A 16,927-nucleotide genomic window follows, 5' to 3' on the forward strand; every position below is an offset into this window, starting at 1 on the left:
ACAAAAACTGTAAAAGAACTTTATTATGATAGGAAATAATTTAAAGATCGCTTGGCGAAATATGGCCAACAACAAACTTTACTCGATCATCAAGATCGGCGGGTTCGCTTTTAGTATTGCCATTTGCATTCTTATTATACTGTACATTCGCCATGAAACCAGTTATGACAAAATGTATCCCGACATGGACCGTGTTTTCCGTCTTATCGTTTCGGCACCCGATGGTGATAAAGTGAGGCAAACCTTTGCCTTTCCTGCCCCAGCAGCTAAAACCTTGCAAGAGGAAATCCCAAGTGTAGAATTAGCCGGCCGCATTTTACCCAATACCTTATTTGGTGCCGGAAGCAATCTATTTACGGTAAATGGCCGCGCAGAGAATTACCTTGATAAAGGATTTGTTTATGTCGATCAGTCCATTTTGGAAATATTTCCACTTCCGGTCGTACAAGGACAGCTATCACATGCGCTGGACAAACCCAATGCGATAGTCATTACCAAAAGTAGGGCTGAGAAATATTTCAAAGGAAATGCTGTAGGGCAGACGATCTATCTCAACAATAATAAAAGTATTTTATATAACATAACGGCTGTCATCGATGATGTTCCGAACAATTCCAGCCTCTATGGTTATGATTATTTTATATCCCTTGCAGGCGAACCATTTTACCCGGGTGAACAAAACAATTGGGGCGCAACAAATTACATTACCTATGTAAAACTGAAGGAGAATGCAGCTATTGCCAACGCACAGGGTAGCATTTCAAAAAACTATATTCAGGACCATTATATTCTGATTAATAAAAAAAATGGAATAAAAATATCGCCCGAAATGATGCAGTCAACCGTCTTACTTCAAAACGCCCTCGATATGCACCTGCGTTCTAAGAATGTGTCGGAATATGGCATGGCTACGCAATATCAAGGTGATATTAAGATGGTCTGGATATTTGCTGGCATCGCATTTTTTATTTTATTGATCGCTTGTATTAACTTCATCAACCTATCCACAGCGAATGCAGCAACGCGGGCAAAAGAAATCGGAATTCGCAAAACCATTGGATCCAATCGAAAGACACTGATTATCCAATTTATGACCGAAGCGATATGTTACAGTCTTATTTCACTTCTTATAGGGTTATTATTAGCCTTCCTGTTATTACCACTATTTAACAATCTAGCCAACAAAGCGCTGTTTATACCGTGGACAGTGTGGTACTTTGTGCCTTCGCTGATTTTGAGCATGTTGTTCATCGGTATCCTCGCTGGCTTATACCCAGCGTTCTATTTATCAGGATTTCAGCCGATCAACGCATTAAAAAGCAAATCGGTTACGAATCCTAAATCTTCATTATTGCGCAATGGACTGGTTATTTTCCAGTTTGCAACATCTATTATATTGATCATCAGCGCACTCATTGCAAATCAGCAAATCAGTTTTATGCTTAATAAAGACATTGGCTTTGATAAGGATCAGGTCATTGTACTTCGTGGTGTAACGGGAATTGCCTCCCAGGCGAAAGAATTAAAAAATGAATTAAAAGCCATTCCAACAGTTCGTGATGTCTCTATTGGCGACTATTTACCGGTTCAATTGGATGGTGCAAAAAGAAATGGAAATCTTTTTTGGGCCAAAGGCAAGGAAGATCTTGAATTAGGTGAAGGTGGGCAATTCTGGAATATCGACGAAAGCTACCTTTCCACTTTTGGTCTGAAGCTAATAGCCGGCCGAAACTTCGATCCACATATCGCATCGGATAGTACAGGTGCTATTGTTAACAAAAGAATGCTTGCTGATTTAGGCATCAAAGGAAATCCCATTGGTACACAAATTACTAACGGCAGGACATGGACCATTATCGGTGTCGTCGATAATTTTATCTTTGAATCAATGAAAGATGAGGGCTACTATCCCGTTTGCATGACCCTTGCCAATAGCCCTTCCATGCTTTCGATCAAGACCAAATCGACGGACATGTCCAAAACATTAGCCGACATTAATACTGTTTGGAATAAGTTTTCTCCGAATCAAAAAATCGACTACAATTTCCTTGATGCCGGCTTCGCTGACCTCTATCAGGATGTCCAACGGACTAAAAATATCTTCAGCTGCTTTGCCTTTGTAGCCATTTTTGTTGCCGCTCTGGGACTTTTTGGACTAGCAACATATGTGACCCAGCAACGTACCAAAGAAATTGGTGTCCGTAAGGTCCTCGGGGCAAGTTCCATCCGATTACTCAAATTACTCTCCGGAGATTTCATAAAATTGGTCTTTGTAGCCTTGATTATTGCTACACCTGTTGCATGGTGGGCAATGAATCAATGGCTGGCGGATTTCAATTATCGCATAGAAATCAATTGGTTCTACTTTGTTCTGGCAGGAATAAGTGCAATCTTAGTTGCTTTTGGGACGATTAGTTATCAAACTTGGAAAGTCGTCCGTGCCAATCCGGTCGATAGTTTAAGGGATGAATAAAGTCAGAAGATCTTAAAAATTGGTGTTTGTTGCCTTGGTAATTGCCTGCCTGTTGCGTGGTGGTCATTGAACCAATAGCTTAGGGGAATGAATGTTCGATTCTGGACGTAAACTGTTCGAAATCGAACATTCAAAAACAAAACAAAAACACGATAAGTTATTTATAATAAAACTATTACGACACTGGCAAGGGGATTGTAATTTTAATTGAGTGAAATAGTTCTACTTGGTTTAAGCATACCTATCCAGCGTAAGATGACAAAAAATGATTTCAAACTAGCTTGGCGTAAACTCTTAAAAAACAAAGGATTTACTCTTCTAAATATAATTGGATTGACCTTGGGTTTTACCGGTTTTATCCTTTCCTATCAATACATCAATCGAGAGACCAGTTACGATAAATGGAATCCACATTACAAGGATATCTACCAAATTGGCCTTGAAGCAGAAGGTGCATTTACGGACGAAACTTCACCTTCTCTGGCTCCATTGCTAAAACAGAATTTACCTGATATCGTCTATGCAGGTCGAAAAATAGTTTACAATTATGGAAGTTATCCCCTTTTTGGTGAAAAAACAGTCCTTATTAAAAATGCTGCACTGATTGACTCCTCAGCCGCACGAATCTTTCAAATCGAAAATGCGACCGGACCGCTCTACAAAAACAAGGATCAAAAGGATGCGACCATGGTCAAAAGCCATATTGCCGAACAACTATTCAAAAAAGAAGACTTAAATTTTGACAATCCCCATTCGATTCCAGCTCTAAGTCTACAAATTGGAATGAAGGAAACAATCTACGGTACCATCAAAAAGCAAGGTCTGTCCATGATTGACTACGATCTCCTTTTTATCCGTGAACCACAGGATCTCTTCGCCAATAATAATCCTTTTTTGTATCAAACTTATATTCAAGTACGTCCCGGTACGGATATCACGAAGTTGACCAATCGCATCAACGCGCTTTACCAGAAAGAAATTGCACCGAAAGATAAAATCCGCTCCTCCAGTTATGCCAAAGGGAGGATCTACCTAGACCCACTGTCCAACCTTCACCTTCGGCCAAAAACAGGAAGTAACACGGCTTATATCATCACGTGGATTATTGGTATTCTCTCCGTTTTGATCCTCTTACTCGCCTCTGCCAATTTTGCCAATATGATTATGGCACAAGCGGATCAACGCATTAAGGAACTCGCGCTCAAAAAAATATTGGGAAGCTCACGTTGGGCTATCGTCAGGCAATTGGTACTGGAAGTATTTATTCTGACTTTCAGTGCTGCAATTCTAAGTTTCGTTGCTTTGGCCCTCACAGGAAATATCCTCCAAAAATGGTTCAATGATGATCTTAAGGGCTATATTCTGCGTTCAGAAACAATCGTCCAACTTGCTATTGCCGTACTATTGACAACAGTTCTATCGGCAATATACCCAGCTATCGTACTCTCTGGCTTCAAATCCGTTAATCTCCTTAAAGGTGGACTGACTTCCATTCTCAAAAAGGGCACATTTCGAAACGCACTACTAACTTTTCAGATCAGTATGGCCATTTTATTTATATCGGGCATGCTGGTTATTAGGGCACAGCTAAATTATATGCAGCAGGCGGATAAAGGATTTGAACCTGCACAGGTTGTTAATTTCAAAGGTGTCGGTATGTATTACGACAATAAAATCGATGGTTCCTATCAACAACTAAAACGTCGGTTAGAGAATGATCCAAGTATTGCCTCAGTTGCATCAGCGACAAATATTCCAGGGGAAGGCGAACAACCTCCCAAAATGGATTTTTCCTATGCTCAAAAAAACGTTTCATTTGCACATGTCGGTATTGATCCTGGATATTTCAAGACGCTAAATATCTCCAGTATACAAGGAAACACCACTGTTTCAATAGATCAACTGCTTCACGATTCCTTGGCCAACTATGCGGTCATCAACGAATCTGCAGCCAAAAATTTAGGACTCGAAAACCCGATAGGTGCTAAAATCAAAGGCTGTGATGTCACCTTTGAAATTGTTGGCCTAGTCAAAGATAGTAAAGCTTATGGCTTTGAAAATGTAGTTCAGCCGAGCCTATATTCATTTAAAAACGAATGTGGTACTATGCGCTTTCAGACAACCCTCATGGTCAAAACAAAACCGGGAATGGTTGATCAGGCCATCAATACAGTCAAAGCAGAATGGTTGAAAAATCCCTCCGCAAAAGATCTGCCTCTTGATTATTCTTTTATGGATGAGCAATATGCTTTACAGCACAAAAAACAGCACGAATTGCAGACTGCATTTAATAGTTTCACAAGCCTTTCGGTTATCATCGCGGCCTTAGGGCTATTTAGTATGGCGGCGTATCAGGCGGCATTACGAAAAAAGGAAATGAGCATCCGCAAAGTACTGGGGGCCTCGGTACAATTGCTCTTTATTCAATTGAACAAACCATTTTTAAAGCTCTTTTTAGTCGGGATCGGCATAGCCCTTCCAATAGCCTATCTACTCATGAATAAATGGCTTTCCAATTTCGCCTATCATATTCAGCTGTCCTGGTGGTCGTTTTTGATCCCAATATTTTGCATATTTATCCTCATATTGGTTTCCATCAGCTTCCAATCTATAAAAGTCGCAAAAACAAATCCAATAGATAGCCTGCGCGATGAATAAAAGATAATTTGAGCGGTAAAGGGCCCTATTCCCCAGTCGAACAGTAATTATGATGACTAATAAAAATATAAAACAAGAATATCTAAGATCTCAATACTAAAAAATGATACAATTAAAAAATTTATTCAAGTGGTATAACGTAGGTGGTACACGCTCATTCGTCCTTAAAGATGTAAGTCTCGATATTGCTGAAGGTGATTTTATCTCCATCATGGGGCCATCAGGGTCTGGAAAATCAACTTTATTAAATATTATCGGTATGCTTGATGAACCTGATGAGGGTGAATATATCTTTATGGGCGAGAATGTATTGGAAATGAAAGCAAAGAAAAGAACGCAACTATATCAATCCCACATAGGCTATGTATTTCAAGCTTATCATCTCCTGGATGAATTGACCGTGTATGAAAATATCGAAACACCCTTGATCTATAAAGACATTTCAAGCAAAGAAAGAAAAGCTATTGTTGCCGATATGCTTGATCGCTTTGGCATTGTCGGGAAGAAGGATCTCTTCCCGGCCCAGCTATCCGGTGGTCAGCAACAGATTGTCGGTATAGCGCGTGCATTGGCGGGATCACCGAAGTTATTGCTGGCCGATGAGCCTACGGGTAACTTAAATTCCAAACAAGGCGAAGAAATCATGGATTTATTCAAACAGCTCAACGATGATGGCGTTACAATCATACAAGTAACCCATTCTGAAAAAAATGCCGAATACGGTAAAAGAGTTGTCAATATGCTGGATGGTCAGCTCAAATAATTGTATGCCAATTTAACCTGGATAATCCCTACGCAGTACATCAATGACGGTAGGGATTTTTTTAGCTCATATCTCGAATCAATTCTTTAACTTCGTTATGATGAATGAGAGAGAGTTGAAATCGCTAATATCCCTGTTGGACGACACCGACCAACAGATTATTCAGGAAGTGGAGCACCAGTTAAAAAGCCAAGGTCCTGAGATTGTACCCTATTTGGAAAAATTTTGGGAGTCCAGCTTCGATCCTCACATACAGGGTCGATTAGAGAATATTATCCATGAAATTCAATTTGATCAGACCAAAAACGAATTACAGATTTGGAACCTGAGTAACTCATTCAATCTACTGGAAGGATTAATTATCCTCAATAATTATCAATATCCTTCTTATGAGGATCATAAGATTGTTTTAGCGATAGAAGACCTCAAAACTGAGGTATGGCGCGGTTTGCATTACGACATGAGCCCGCTGGAAAAAGTGAACCTGATGAATCATGTTCTTTTTGGCTCCTTCGGCCTAACAGGAAATACAAAGGATTATCATCATCCACAGAATTCCTATATTGGTCAAGTACTCGATACCAAACAGGGGAATCCCTTAACCCTATCCTGCATTTACAGTATCATTGCACAAAAATTGGACATTCCGATCTACGGTATTAATTTACCAAAGCATTTTGTATTGGCGTATATGGATTCGGATGAAGAAGGGAATGAAAATGTGCTGTTTTACATCAATGCCTTTAATCGTGGGCAGGTTATGCAAAAAAGCGATGTAAATTCATTTTTGAAGCAACTGAACCTCAATCCGGATAGAGAATTCACCTATCCCTGCGATAATGTGACCATCCTTAAACGAGCTTTGCGAAACTTGATGTCTGCCTACGAGGAACATGAAAGTTCAAACAAGCAACAGGAAATCAAAGCGCTTTTCCAGTTGCTTGCTTAAACTGCACGTTAGAAAATATTAGCTTCACGAGCATCTAAAAAGATATAATTCGGCGTCAAAGAGCCATAGGTTTTCGCTGCAATATCGGGTTTTATATTGCCTTCACCTAGCAATGGAAAACGCGAAATTGTACGATTCGTTAGATCAGAAACATAAAAGAATTTCCCTTGTTCTGTACGATCATCAATGGCTATCCCCCAAGGTTTTACTAAACCTGTATTAGCCCCACCGATGACGTAATCAGGCGCCACAGTTTTGTCCGTGCCTCCACTAAATAAGGTTTTTGGATCTTTGAAAAATAGCACTTCACTACCGGAAGTTACCGCCAACAAACCCTTTTTGGGTGCATAGGACACCGAGCCTAATCCCGTTTTACCATTGATATATACTTTCATCACTGGCGTAAATCTAGTGGAAGCTACAATGGTATCGCGAGGACGGTCGATGAGTTCTTGTTTGAGTTGAGAATATACAGCAAAACCACTTCTATTTTCTGTTCCTTCATTATTAAAACCAATCAGCACCAATTTCTCATTACTATCACTTGTATTGCTATTCAATAAAGTCAGTGAACTCGGAACCAGGTTCCCAAGGTTAATCTGTTTGTCAATGATTGGTGCTCCACCTTTTGATCCCACTTTTCCACTTGGTGTACTTATCGCATATAACATGGAATTACCTACTCCGCGATTTGTAACCGCCAAAAGAAATGGTGTTGTTACAGATCCAGATGTACCATTTTGTTGGGCATACGTATAATAGGCCAATCCCCTAACATTCGTAAAACCGCGGTATCCAATAGCACCTGCATTACCGGGAATTCCATAGATCTCATTGGCAAATGGAATCACCTGAAGAAAGGTATCCTGTGCCGTAACACTCGCCTGAAAGATAGCCCGGGCAGCAGCATCAAAAAGAATTGGTCCGCCCCCTTTTGCCGGAGAAAGATATTGATAGATATTATCTAAATTGGTCGTATCAGCCGGATCGATAATCATCATGTTTTTAAGCGCAGAATTGTTCTGGTCGTAATCCGAGAAAGAAACATATAATCTAGAGATCAAAGTAGCCCCCGTTCGTACAGGCTCATCATCCAGTTTCTTGCAAGAAGTAAAACCTATTACACTGGCAACGAATAGGATAATACAGGATTGAAACGAAAATTTCATATATTTTTTATTAAAAATAGCGTATTGCGTTAAACATACAAATCTACTAATATATGCAGAATATCAATGAATTTATATGATTCTTTTAGGGGCAAACCCGTATAAGTAAAACGGAATATTTGTCAATCCGCTACTTTTTGATTAAAATTGCCTTTGTTTTTGTTAGCACATACGATTATGGAAAATAAGGAATTTGTAAGGGAGACGTTGACATTACCGGGAGAGGGCAAAAAATTACTTTTACACTCCTGCTGTGCTCCGTGTTCTGGAGAAGTGATGGAAGCACTCATTGCTTCGGATATCGATTTTACAATCTATTTTTACAATCCCAATATTCATCCCCGCAAAGAATATGATTTACGCAAAGACGAGAACATCCGATTTGCGGAAAAACATAATATCCCTTTTATTGATGCGGACTACGATGTTGATCATTGGTTTGATTTGGCCAAAGGGATGGAGCAAGAGCCTGAAAGAGGCATCCGTTGCACGATGTGTTTTGATATGCGTTTTGAAAAAACGGCTGAGTATGCGGCTGCCAATGGCTTTGATGTGATTTCAAGTTCGCTGGGTATCTCCCGTTGGAAAAACATGGAGCAGATCAATGATTGTGGTTTACGTGCTGCCTCCCGCCATGAAGGGATGGAGTATTGGACTTTCAACTGGCGTAAGAAAGGTGGTTCTGCCCGTATGCTTGAAGTCTCCAAAAAGGAGAAATTCTATATGCAGGAATATTGCGGCTGTGCTTATTCGCTACGCGATACCAACAAATGGCGTATGGCAAATGGGCGCGAAAAGATAGAGTTAGGCAAAAATTATTATGAATAAGTCCTGTTACTGGTGTATATGAAGCTTTGCTTCGGAATATTTGAAAAAATATTTCTATCCTAATGATTTTATACATACCTTTGCAGGCTCAAATGCAAGATTGTGAAACATCTAAAACAATACAGAATTCCCTTTTCGGGGCTCAACGCTGGAAAGCACAATTTTGAGTTTGACATTAATAAAAAGTTCTTTGACTGCTACGAACATTCGATTGTAAAAGATGGCAATCTGAAAGCAGAAGTTGAATTGCAAAAACAAGAAAATCTTTTGATTTTGCATTTTGATATCCAAGGCGAAATTCAATTGACTTGTGATACCTGCTTAAAAGAGTTTATGTCACCGATTTCAATTCAAGAACGAATATTAGTCAAATTCACGGATGAAGATTGGACAGATAATACCGAAGAGGTGTTGATCTTATCCAAAAGCGACCATGAGTTGGATATAGCTGAGTTATTATACGAATACATTAATTTAGCTGTTCCCTATATCGTAAAATGTGAAGAGCAGGGACAAGGTATACAATGTGATCCTGAGATGCTCGCGTTATTTACAAGCGAGCCTGATTCAGAGGAACAAAAAGAAGAAGAAATTATCGACCCACGTTGGGAAGCATTGAGAAATATTAAAAATAACTAAAACAAGAATACGAGATGGCACATCCAAAACGTAAAACTTCTAAATCAAGAAGAGACAAAAGAAGAACACATTATAAAGCTGAAGCTCCAAGCTTGACAGTATGTAAAGAAACTGGCGCAGTTCATTTACCTCACCGTGCATATACTGTAGACGGAAACTTGTACTACAACGGTAAATTGATCATTGAAAATACAGCTGTTGTCTAAGGTAAACCTTTCATAACACCAAAACATCCCAGACAAGCACTATTTTAGAAATTTGCTTTACTTTGGGATGTTTTTTGCGTATTATTGATTTACTAAATAATAACGGATGAAGATTGGTTTAGATATTTTAGGAGGAGATTATGCTCCTAAAGCAACGATAACAGGTGCTATTGAAGCACAAAAACAGCTTACTGGAGACCAAAAAATAGTCCTTTTTGGTAAAACTGAAGAGACTAAACAATTAATCAATCAAGCCGGGGGAAATTCATCTGACTTTGAATATGTGGAGGCTCCAGAAGTCATTGCAATGGGTGAACATCCAACCAAAGCAATAACTCAAAAACCCAACTCAAGTATTGCGAAGGGATTTGAATATTTAAAAAACAAAGAAATTGACTCATTCGCTTCTGCTGGTAATACTGGCGCCATGCTTGTGGGCTCAATGTTTAGCGTTAAAGCTATCCCAGGCGTATTACGCCCTGCAATAGCATCCATTGTTCCCAAATTAAAATCAGGCTTCGGAATCTTATTGGACGTCGGCGCTAATGCAGACTGTAAACCAGAGATGTTGAACCAATTTGCAATCTTGGGAAGTGTCTTTGCCGAACATGTGTTTAATGTATCCAACCCCAAAGTGGGATTATTGAATATCGGAGAAGAAGAAGAAAAAGGAAACATCCTAACAACCTCTACCTACCCCCTACTTAAAGCCAACGACAAGATTAACTTTATCGGAAATGCAGAAGGCCGTGACCTGTTCAGTGACCATGCCGACGTTTACGTCTGTGATGGATTTACAGGCAACGTCGTCTTGAAACTCGCAGAATCATTTTATGTAGTGACGTTGAAAAAAGGTTTTAAAGATGATTTCTTCGACCGATTCAACTACGAGCAGTACGGCGGTAGCCCGATCTTGGGAGTTAATGCTCCTGTCATTATTGGCCATGGTATTTCGACACCTGAGGCCATTAAAAATATGGTTTTATTTTCAAGAGATATGATCGAGTCTAAGTTCATTGACAGCATCAGATCTATTTTCAATTAGAGTATTTATGTCAAAGATTCACGCCGCAATCACGGCTGTAAATGGTTACGTTCCGGATTATATCCTTACTAACAAAGAATTGGAAACAATGGTCGACACCAACGACGAATGGATTGTTTCCAGAACGGGAATCAAAGAGCGTCGCATCTTAAAAGGTGAAGGTCTTGCTACTTCAGATCTTGCTGTACCTGCAGTGCAAGGTTTATTGAAAAAAAGAGGTATAGCTGCTACAGATATTGACCTTATTATCTTTTGTACAAGCACACCAGATATGCTGTTCCCTGCGACTGCAAATATTCTGGCCGATAAAATCGGAGCTACAAATGCATGGGGATTTGATCTTCAGGCGGCTTGTTCAGGTTTCTTGTTCGGTCTGAATACAGGAACACAATTTATCACTGCTGGCACTCATAAAAAAGTCCTTGTTATCGGTGCCGATAAAATGTCTTCGGTCATCAATTACCAAGACCGCAATACCTGTATCCTATTTGGTGATGGTTGTGGCTGTGTATTATTGGAGCCAAATGAAGAAGGCATGGGTATACAAGATGCTATTTTAAAAACCGATGGTTCCGGAGGACAGTTTTTGAATATCAAAGGTGGGGGTTCGCTGAATCCGGCGTCGCATGCAACTGTAGATGCAGGATTACATTACGCTTACCAAGAAGGTCGTACGGTGTTTAAATTTGCAGTAACCAATATGGCTGATGTAGCACATGAGGTTATGGTCAAAAATAACTTAAAGTCAGAAGATATTGCTTGGTTGGTGCCTCATCAGGCCAACAAACGTATTATTGATGCAACGGCAGAACGTGTGGGGCTTCCGGAAGAAAAAGTGATGGTGAACATTCAAAAATATGGAAATACCACCAGTGGTACTATTCCTTTATGCTTGTGGGAATGGGAATCTCAATTGAAGAAAGGAGATAATCTTATCCTTGCTGCTTTCGGTGGAGGTTTCACTTGGGGATCCATCTATTTAAAATGGGCGTATTAGTTGTCCATTTTATGGTATAATTTATTACTTTTGACAGTTAGAATTTTTTAGAAACAAACAAAACCTAGAATACTATGGGTATGGATATCAAACAAATTCAGGACTTGATTAAATTCGTTTCAAAATCAGGTGTGAATGAAGTCTCAATTGAAGAGCAAGATTTTAAAATTACAATAAAAACAAATCAAGAGCCTACGTACGTAACAGCTACTGTTCCTGCTGTTGCTCCAATTGCTGCTCCTCAAGTTGCACAAGCAGCGGCACCAGCTCCAATAGCTAGCCCTGCAGCACCAGCCGCAAGCGCTGAAGCAAACTTGATCACAATCAAATCACCAATGATCGGTACATTTTACCGTTCGGCTGGACCTGGTAAACCATCTTTCGTCAATGTTGGTGATGATATCAATACCGGTTCTGTACTATGCATCATTGAAGCAATGAAATTATTCAACGAAATTGAATCTGAAGTTTCAGGTAAAATCGTTAAGATTTTGGTAGAAGATGCTCAACCTGTTGAGTTCGACCAACCATTATTCTTAGTTGAGCCTAAGTAATTTACAATTACGTAAATGAATACATGTAGCCTCCAAAGGGCTACATTTTTTGCAAACTTCATAATTCAAGACAATGTTCAAAAAAATATTAATTGCAAATAGAGGCGAGATTGCCCTGCGCATTATCCGTACCTGTCGTGAAATGGGTATTAAAAGTGTTGCAGTATATTCGACTGCCGATCGCGATAGTTTACACGTAAGATTTGCGGATGAAGCAGTTTGTATTGGTCCTCCACCGAGTAGAGACTCTTACTTAAACATTCCGAATATTATTTCTGCAGCTGAATTAACAAATGCAGATGCGATTCACCCAGGATATGGTTTCTTGTCGGAAAATGCTCGTTTCTCAGCTATCTGTGCAGAGTACGGTATCAAATTTATTGGTGCAACTGCAGAGCAGATCGAGAAAATGGGTGATAAATCCCGTGCAAAAGATACCATGAAAAAAGCTGGTGTTCCTACTGTTCCAGGATCCGATGGTTTGATCTCAAACGTAAAAGAAGGTATTACCTTAGCCAATGAAATCGGCTACCCAGTTATCATCAAGGCTACAGCCGGTGGTGGTGGCCGTGGTATGCGCATCATTTGGAAAGACGAAGAGTTTGAACCAGCTTGGGATTCTGCGCGTGTCGAATCTGCGGCTGCGTTCGGTAACGACGGTATCTACCTTGAAAAATATGTAGAGGAACCGCGTCATATCGAATTCCAAATTGTGGGTGACCAATTCGGTACAGTATGTCATCTATCTGAACGTGACTGTTCGATCCAACGTCGTCATCAAAAATTGATTGAAGAATCGCCATCACCTTTTATGACTCCCGAATTGAGAGCTGAAATGGGAGAGGCTGCTGTTAAAGGTGCTAAAGCTGTAAACTATGAAGGTGCTGGTACAATCGAATTCTTGGTTGACAAACACCGCAACTTCTACTTTATGGAAATGAACACACGTATCCAAGTAGAACACCCGGTAACGGAAGAAGTCATCAACTTTGATCTGATCAAAGAACAAATTAAGGTGGCCGCAGGAATTCCGATCTCCGGAAAAAACTACGAACCAGGAATGCATGCGATCGAATGTCGTATCAATGCGGAGGATCCTTTTAACAATTTCCGTCCTTCACCAGGTAAAATCACCAACTTCCACTCACCAGGTGGACATGGTGTACGTGTAGATACACACGTTTATTCTGGTTACTCAATTCCGCCAAACTATGATTCTATGATTGCTAAATTGATCACCGTTGCGCAAACACGTGAGGAAGCAATTTGTACTATGGAACGTGCATTGAGTGAATTCGTCATTGAAGGGATCAAAACAACCATTCCTTTGCATTTGAGATTGATGCGCGACCCTAACTTTAGAGCAGGCAATTTCACGACAAAGTTTATGGAAACTTTCGACCTAACGGAATATCCTGCGGAAGATTAAATAAAATTATCTTTACATACATAAAAAATACCATTCTTTACAATAAGAATGGTATTTTTGTTTCCAAACAATTTTTATGAGTACACCTAATTCGAAAGATCTAATACAAGCTATTAAAGATAAAGGGAAGAATATAGAAGCGGAAATGTCTTTTTTTGACCACCTTGAGGTTTTAAGATGGCATTTGGTCCGTTCAGCAATTGCGATCTGTATCTTTGCAGGTATTGCCTTTACATTCTACGATTTCGTATTCAACGATATCATCATGGGGCCAAAGAATTTAAATTTTTGGACCTATCGCATGATGTGTAAGGCAGCAGATGCTTTCAATTTAGCAGACTTCTGTGTCAAGAAAATTCCTTTTAATATCATCAATACCGAACTAGCAGGTCAATTTATGCTTCAGATAAACTCCTGTTTATTGATGGCTTTGATGATGGGATTCCCCTACCTCCTTTTTGAAATTTGGTTATTTGTAAAACCAGCACTGACCGATGTGGAAAGACGGTCTGCACGCGGGTTTGTTTTTTACTCTTCTTTATTGTTTATTTTAGGAGCACTCTTCGGATACTACATCGTTGTACCCTTATCCATCAACTTTCTAGCCAACGTATCCCTAAGTGATGAGATCGTGAACCAGATTACCATTGATAACTACCTTTCTACGATAGCAACGTTAACATTGGGCTGTGGAATTGTTTTCCTACTCCCGATACTGGTATTTATTCTCTCGAAAATAGGCATTATGACCCCTGAATTTATGCGGGCCAGCCGTCGTTATGCAACTGTAATTATTTTAGTGATAGCAGCTATCATTACACCGTCTGCAGATATCATCACCATGTTGACCGTTGCAGCACCAATGTTCTTATTATATGAGATAAGTATCATGGTTTCGGCCGATGTCAAAAGAAAAAAATTAGCACAAGAAAAATAAAATAACAATAAAATGAGCAGCGTAAAGAAAATTGCGATTGGAAGTGACCATGCCGGCTTTGAATACAAAACAGCTTTGGTAAGTTTTCTAAATGAACTGGGTTATGAGGTAACAGATTTTGGAACAAATTCCCCAGATTCAGTGGATTATCCGGATTTCGCACACCCAGTTGCATCAGCGGTAGAAAACAAAGAAGCTGATGCCGGAGTCTTAATTTGTGGAAGTGCAAATGGTGTTGCTATCACAGCCAATAAACACCAAAATATCCGTGCTGCTATCTGTTGGTTAGAGGAAATTTCGGCTTTAGCCCGTCAGCATAATGATGCGAACGTCGTATGTATACCTGCACGTTTTATCGACCTTGACCTCGCTAAAAAGATCGTCAACACATTTATAAACACGGAATTCGAAGGTGGGCGTCACGCTAACCGCGTAAACAAAATAGCTTGTAGCTGTTAGGTAAATTAACATATTTTAAGAAGCGGATGAAAAGCAAATTACACTTTTCATCCGCTTTTTTTTATATATTGTGCAGATAACGACACCTGTTATATCAATCAAGGAGATGATACGCAGCTGATCTGGTTAATTAAATTACAAAATAAGGTACTGAAAGTCACACTAGTAAAAAATAAACAATGAAGAAAATATACAACCTGCTTTGGATAGCATGCGCTCTGATGAGCTGTGCAAATGCACAGGACATAAACAGTAAATATGCCGATGAAATCACGGTAGAATCTACCCAGAAGCATCTGCGCACTTTAGCTTCTGTCGATTTTGAAGGCCGAGGAACCGGCCAAAAAGGCGGACGTCTGGCAGCAGAATATATTGCCAATGAATTTAAAAAATATGGACTTAGTGCACCTGTCAACGGATCCTATTTCCAACCCCTGCAACTAATTCGCAACAGCTTTAAAGTAAAGCAATTTAGTATTAACGACAGGCCCTTCCAGCATGGTAAGGACATTTTCGTCATTGGCAACAACGAGAACAAATTCTTCGAAAGCAATGAAATCGTGTTTATTGGTTATGGCATAGATGAACCCAAGTATTCGGATATCTCGGGCTTGGATCTCCACAATAAGATCGTTATGTTGATCAATGAGAATGAGCCAACAGATGAGAAAGGAAATTCATGGATTAGCAGCAAAAAGACTGCGTCGGACTGGGCAACAACCCGAAATAAAAAAGTCAAAGAGATCCTTAAACACAATCCCAAAATGGTACTAGCGATCAATAGTCAGCTGTCCCAACTTTTGGAGGATGCGGGAGACCGTGCTATTGAGGGCCGTTACAATTTGGCGGTGGACCAACCAGCGCCGGAAAAGTCGCCAATGATCCCTGTAGTCAACATTACAGACCATGCCGCAAATTATATACTAAACCTGGCGAGAACTAACCTTGCTACTGTTGTTGCAAAGATTAATCGTACGGGAAAACCTAATTCCTTTGTTATTTCAACAAATTTTAAAGCTGAGTTTGGCACCAATGCGGCTGCTTTAGCTGATCCAAACATTCTTGGCTATCTGGAAGGAACAGATAAAAAAGACGAAATCGTTGTGATCGGAGGCCACTACGACCACGATGGAATGGATTCCAAAGGCAATATCTTCTTTGGGGCCGATGACAATGCCTCGGGCACAACAGCCGTCCTTGAGTTGGCACGCGCTTTTTCGAAAGCTAAATCAACAGGAAATGGCCCACGTCGCAGCATTTTGTTCATCACCTATGCTGCAGAAGAAAAAGGTTTACTAGGTTCCAAGTTCTATACAGAAAATCCGATATTTCCATTGAAAAACACCGTTGCTTGCATCAATATCGATATGATCGGCCGTGTCGACGACAAGCATCTCAAAGGCAATCATGATTATATCCACGCTATCGGTTCAGATAAATTGAGCTCCGAGTTATATGAGATCAATAAAAATGAGAATGAAAAACATACGAAACTGGAGATTGACTATATGTATGACAATCCAAAGGATCCTATGCGTTTGTACTATAGATCCGATCATTATAACTTTGCCAAGAAAGGTATTCCTTCTGTCTTTTATTTTTCGGGCCTGCATCCGGACTACCACACGCCTGCAGATACCTATGACAAGATCGACTTTCCATTAATGGTAAAACGCGAAAAGCTCGCATTTTACACGGCATGGCAAATAGCCAATAGGGAAAATCGCCTGGTCATCGACAGTAATAAAGAGTAAGGTCAAATTATCGGCTTTATCAAGGATTATTTTGTACAATACAAAAAGCAAGTAAATGATTGTTTAC

15 protein-coding genes are annotated in these 16,927 nt (G+C 39.9%); 14 read left to right on the forward strand and 1 reads right to left on the reverse strand.

Translation table 11 applies throughout. The features are described 5' to 3' along the window. The first annotated feature begins 25 nt into the window (after window positions 1–25). The 4 genes from B4Z90_RS16400 (at window position 26) to B4Z90_RS16415 (ending at window position 6,843) form a co-directional block, all read left to right on the forward strand. Entirely contained in the window at window positions 26–2,473 is a 2,448-nt protein-coding gene (locus tag B4Z90_RS16400; RefSeq protein ID WP_286802788.1) for an ABC transporter permease, read from the forward strand. A gap of 255 nt (window positions 2,474–2,728) precedes the next feature. Beyond that, window positions 2,729–5,131 carry an ABC transporter permease gene (locus tag B4Z90_RS16405; RefSeq protein WP_286802790.1) on the forward strand — a complete coding sequence of 801 codons (2,403 nt, stop codon included), beginning with the start codon at window positions 2,729–2,731 and terminating at the stop codon, window positions 5,129–5,131. Between the two features lie 103 nt (window positions 5,132–5,234). After that, window positions 5,235–5,894 carry an ABC transporter ATP-binding protein gene (locus B4Z90_RS16410; protein ID WP_046672265.1) on the forward strand — a complete coding sequence of 220 codons (660 nt, stop codon included), beginning with the start codon at window positions 5,235–5,237 and terminating at the stop codon, window positions 5,892–5,894. Window positions 5,895–5,991: 97 nt separating this feature from the next. Continuing rightward, on the forward strand, window positions 5,992–6,843 hold the full coding sequence (locus B4Z90_RS16415; RefSeq protein ID WP_312194325.1) for a transglutaminase-like domain-containing protein: 852 nt from the start codon (window positions 5,992–5,994) through the stop codon (window positions 6,841–6,843). 8 nt (window positions 6,844–6,851) lie between these two features. On the opposite strand, the gene B4Z90_RS16420 is transcribed toward B4Z90_RS16415, so the two are convergent. Next, window positions 6,852–8,012, reverse strand: a complete 1,161-nt coding sequence (locus B4Z90_RS16420; RefSeq protein ID WP_070566229.1) for a hypothetical protein — start codon at window positions 8,010–8,012, stop codon at window positions 6,852–6,854. A 177-nt stretch (window positions 8,013–8,189) separates the two neighbouring features. Here B4Z90_RS16420 and B4Z90_RS16425 point away from each other — a divergent pair, with 177 nt between their 5' ends. From B4Z90_RS16425 to B4Z90_RS16470, 10 genes are all read left to right on the forward strand, one after another. Then, window positions 8,190–8,840: an epoxyqueuosine reductase QueH gene (locus B4Z90_RS16425; RefSeq protein WP_070566227.1), complete on the forward strand. Its 651-nt coding sequence runs from the start codon at window positions 8,190–8,192 to the stop codon at window positions 8,838–8,840. Window positions 8,841–8,942: 102 nt separating this feature from the next. Continuing rightward, a complete protein-coding gene (locus B4Z90_RS16430) occupies window positions 8,943–9,479 on the forward strand; it encodes a YceD family protein (RefSeq protein ID WP_046672268.1) in 537 nt (178 codons plus the stop codon). A gap of 14 nt (window positions 9,480–9,493) precedes the next feature. Continuing rightward, window positions 9,494–9,685, forward strand: a complete 192-nt coding sequence (gene rpmF, locus B4Z90_RS16435) for a 50S ribosomal protein L32 (protein WP_046672269.1) — start codon at window positions 9,494–9,496, stop codon at window positions 9,683–9,685. 106 nt (window positions 9,686–9,791) lie between these two features. Continuing rightward, window positions 9,792–10,730 (forward strand): phosphate acyltransferase PlsX, encoded by a 939-nt coding sequence (plsX, locus tag B4Z90_RS16440; protein WP_046672270.1) that lies wholly within the window; start codon window positions 9,792–9,794, stop codon window positions 10,728–10,730. A gap of 7 nt (window positions 10,731–10,737) precedes the next feature. After that, a complete protein-coding gene (locus B4Z90_RS16445) occupies window positions 10,738–11,727 on the forward strand; it encodes a beta-ketoacyl-ACP synthase III (RefSeq protein WP_046672271.1) in 990 nt (329 codons plus the stop codon). Window positions 11,728–11,801: 74 nt separating this feature from the next. Beyond that, window positions 11,802–12,281, forward strand: coding sequence for an acetyl-CoA carboxylase biotin carboxyl carrier protein (gene accB / locus B4Z90_RS16450; protein WP_112373755.1), 480 nt, complete (start codon window positions 11,802–11,804; stop codon window positions 12,279–12,281). Window positions 12,282–12,354: 73 nt separating this feature from the next. Further along, the gene (accC, locus tag B4Z90_RS16455; RefSeq protein ID WP_046672273.1) at window positions 12,355–13,710 is read left to right on the forward strand and encodes an acetyl-CoA carboxylase biotin carboxylase subunit; all 1,356 of its coding nucleotides are present in this window, start codon (window positions 12,355–12,357) and stop codon (window positions 13,708–13,710) included. A 76-nt stretch (window positions 13,711–13,786) separates the two neighbouring features. Beyond that, window positions 13,787–14,647, forward strand: coding sequence for a twin-arginine translocase subunit TatC (gene tatC, locus B4Z90_RS16460; RefSeq protein WP_070566223.1), 861 nt, complete (start codon window positions 13,787–13,789; stop codon window positions 14,645–14,647). 12 nt (window positions 14,648–14,659) lie between these two features. Next, window positions 14,660–15,106, forward strand: coding sequence for a ribose 5-phosphate isomerase B (gene rpiB / locus B4Z90_RS16465; protein WP_046672275.1), 447 nt, complete (start codon window positions 14,660–14,662; stop codon window positions 15,104–15,106). A gap of 179 nt (window positions 15,107–15,285) precedes the next feature. Further along, on the forward strand, window positions 15,286–16,860 hold the full coding sequence (locus B4Z90_RS16470; protein WP_286802792.1) for a M28 family peptidase: 1,575 nt from the start codon (window positions 15,286–15,288) through the stop codon (window positions 16,858–16,860). The last annotated feature ends 67 nt before the right edge of the window (window positions 16,861–16,927 follow it).

Source organism: Sphingobacterium sp. UBA5639 (genome assembly GCF_002421245.1).
Taxonomy (GTDB): domain Bacteria; phylum Bacteroidota; class Bacteroidia; order Sphingobacteriales; family Sphingobacteriaceae; genus Sphingobacterium; species Sphingobacterium multivorum.

What these genes read in the sequence shown, in the direction of transcription:
- accB (WP_112373755.1), top strand. Translation starts at nt 11,802, where the DNA reads ATGGGTATGGATATCAAACAAATTCAGGACTTGATTAAATTCGTTTCA.
- rpmF (WP_046672269.1), top strand. Translation starts at nt 9,494, where the DNA reads ATGGCACATCCAAAACGTAAAACTTCTAAATCAAGAAGAGACAAAAGA.
- plsX (WP_046672270.1), top strand. Translation starts at nt 9,792, where the DNA reads ATGAAGATTGGTTTAGATATTTTAGGAGGAGATTATGCTCCTAAAGCA.
- B4Z90_RS16425 (WP_070566227.1), top strand. Translation starts at nt 8,190, where the DNA reads ATGGAAAATAAGGAATTTGTAAGGGAGACGTTGACATTACCGGGAGAG.
- B4Z90_RS16470 (WP_286802792.1), top strand. Translation starts at nt 15,286, where the DNA reads ATGAAGAAAATATACAACCTGCTTTGGATAGCATGCGCTCTGATGAGC.
- tatC (WP_070566223.1), top strand. Translation starts at nt 13,787, where the DNA reads ATGAGTACACCTAATTCGAAAGATCTAATACAAGCTATTAAAGATAAA.
- B4Z90_RS16405 (WP_286802790.1), top strand. Translation starts at nt 2,729, where the DNA reads ATGACAAAAAATGATTTCAAACTAGCTTGGCGTAAACTCTTAAAAAAC.
- B4Z90_RS16420 (WP_070566229.1), bottom strand. Translation starts at nt 8,012, where the DNA reads ATGAAATTTTCGTTTCAATCCTGTATTATCCTATTCGTTGCCAGTGTA.
- rpiB (WP_046672275.1), top strand. Translation starts at nt 14,660, where the DNA reads ATGAGCAGCGTAAAGAAAATTGCGATTGGAAGTGACCATGCCGGCTTT.
- B4Z90_RS16415 (WP_312194325.1), top strand. Translation starts at nt 5,992, where the DNA reads ATGATGAATGAGAGAGAGTTGAAATCGCTAATATCCCTGTTGGACGAC.
- B4Z90_RS16400 (WP_286802788.1), top strand. Translation starts at nt 26, where the DNA reads ATGATAGGAAATAATTTAAAGATCGCTTGGCGAAATATGGCCAACAAC.
- B4Z90_RS16410 (WP_046672265.1), top strand. Translation starts at nt 5,235, where the DNA reads ATGATACAATTAAAAAATTTATTCAAGTGGTATAACGTAGGTGGTACA.
- B4Z90_RS16445 (WP_046672271.1), top strand. Translation starts at nt 10,738, where the DNA reads ATGTCAAAGATTCACGCCGCAATCACGGCTGTAAATGGTTACGTTCCG.
- accC (WP_046672273.1), top strand. Translation starts at nt 12,355, where the DNA reads ATGTTCAAAAAAATATTAATTGCAAATAGAGGCGAGATTGCCCTGCGC.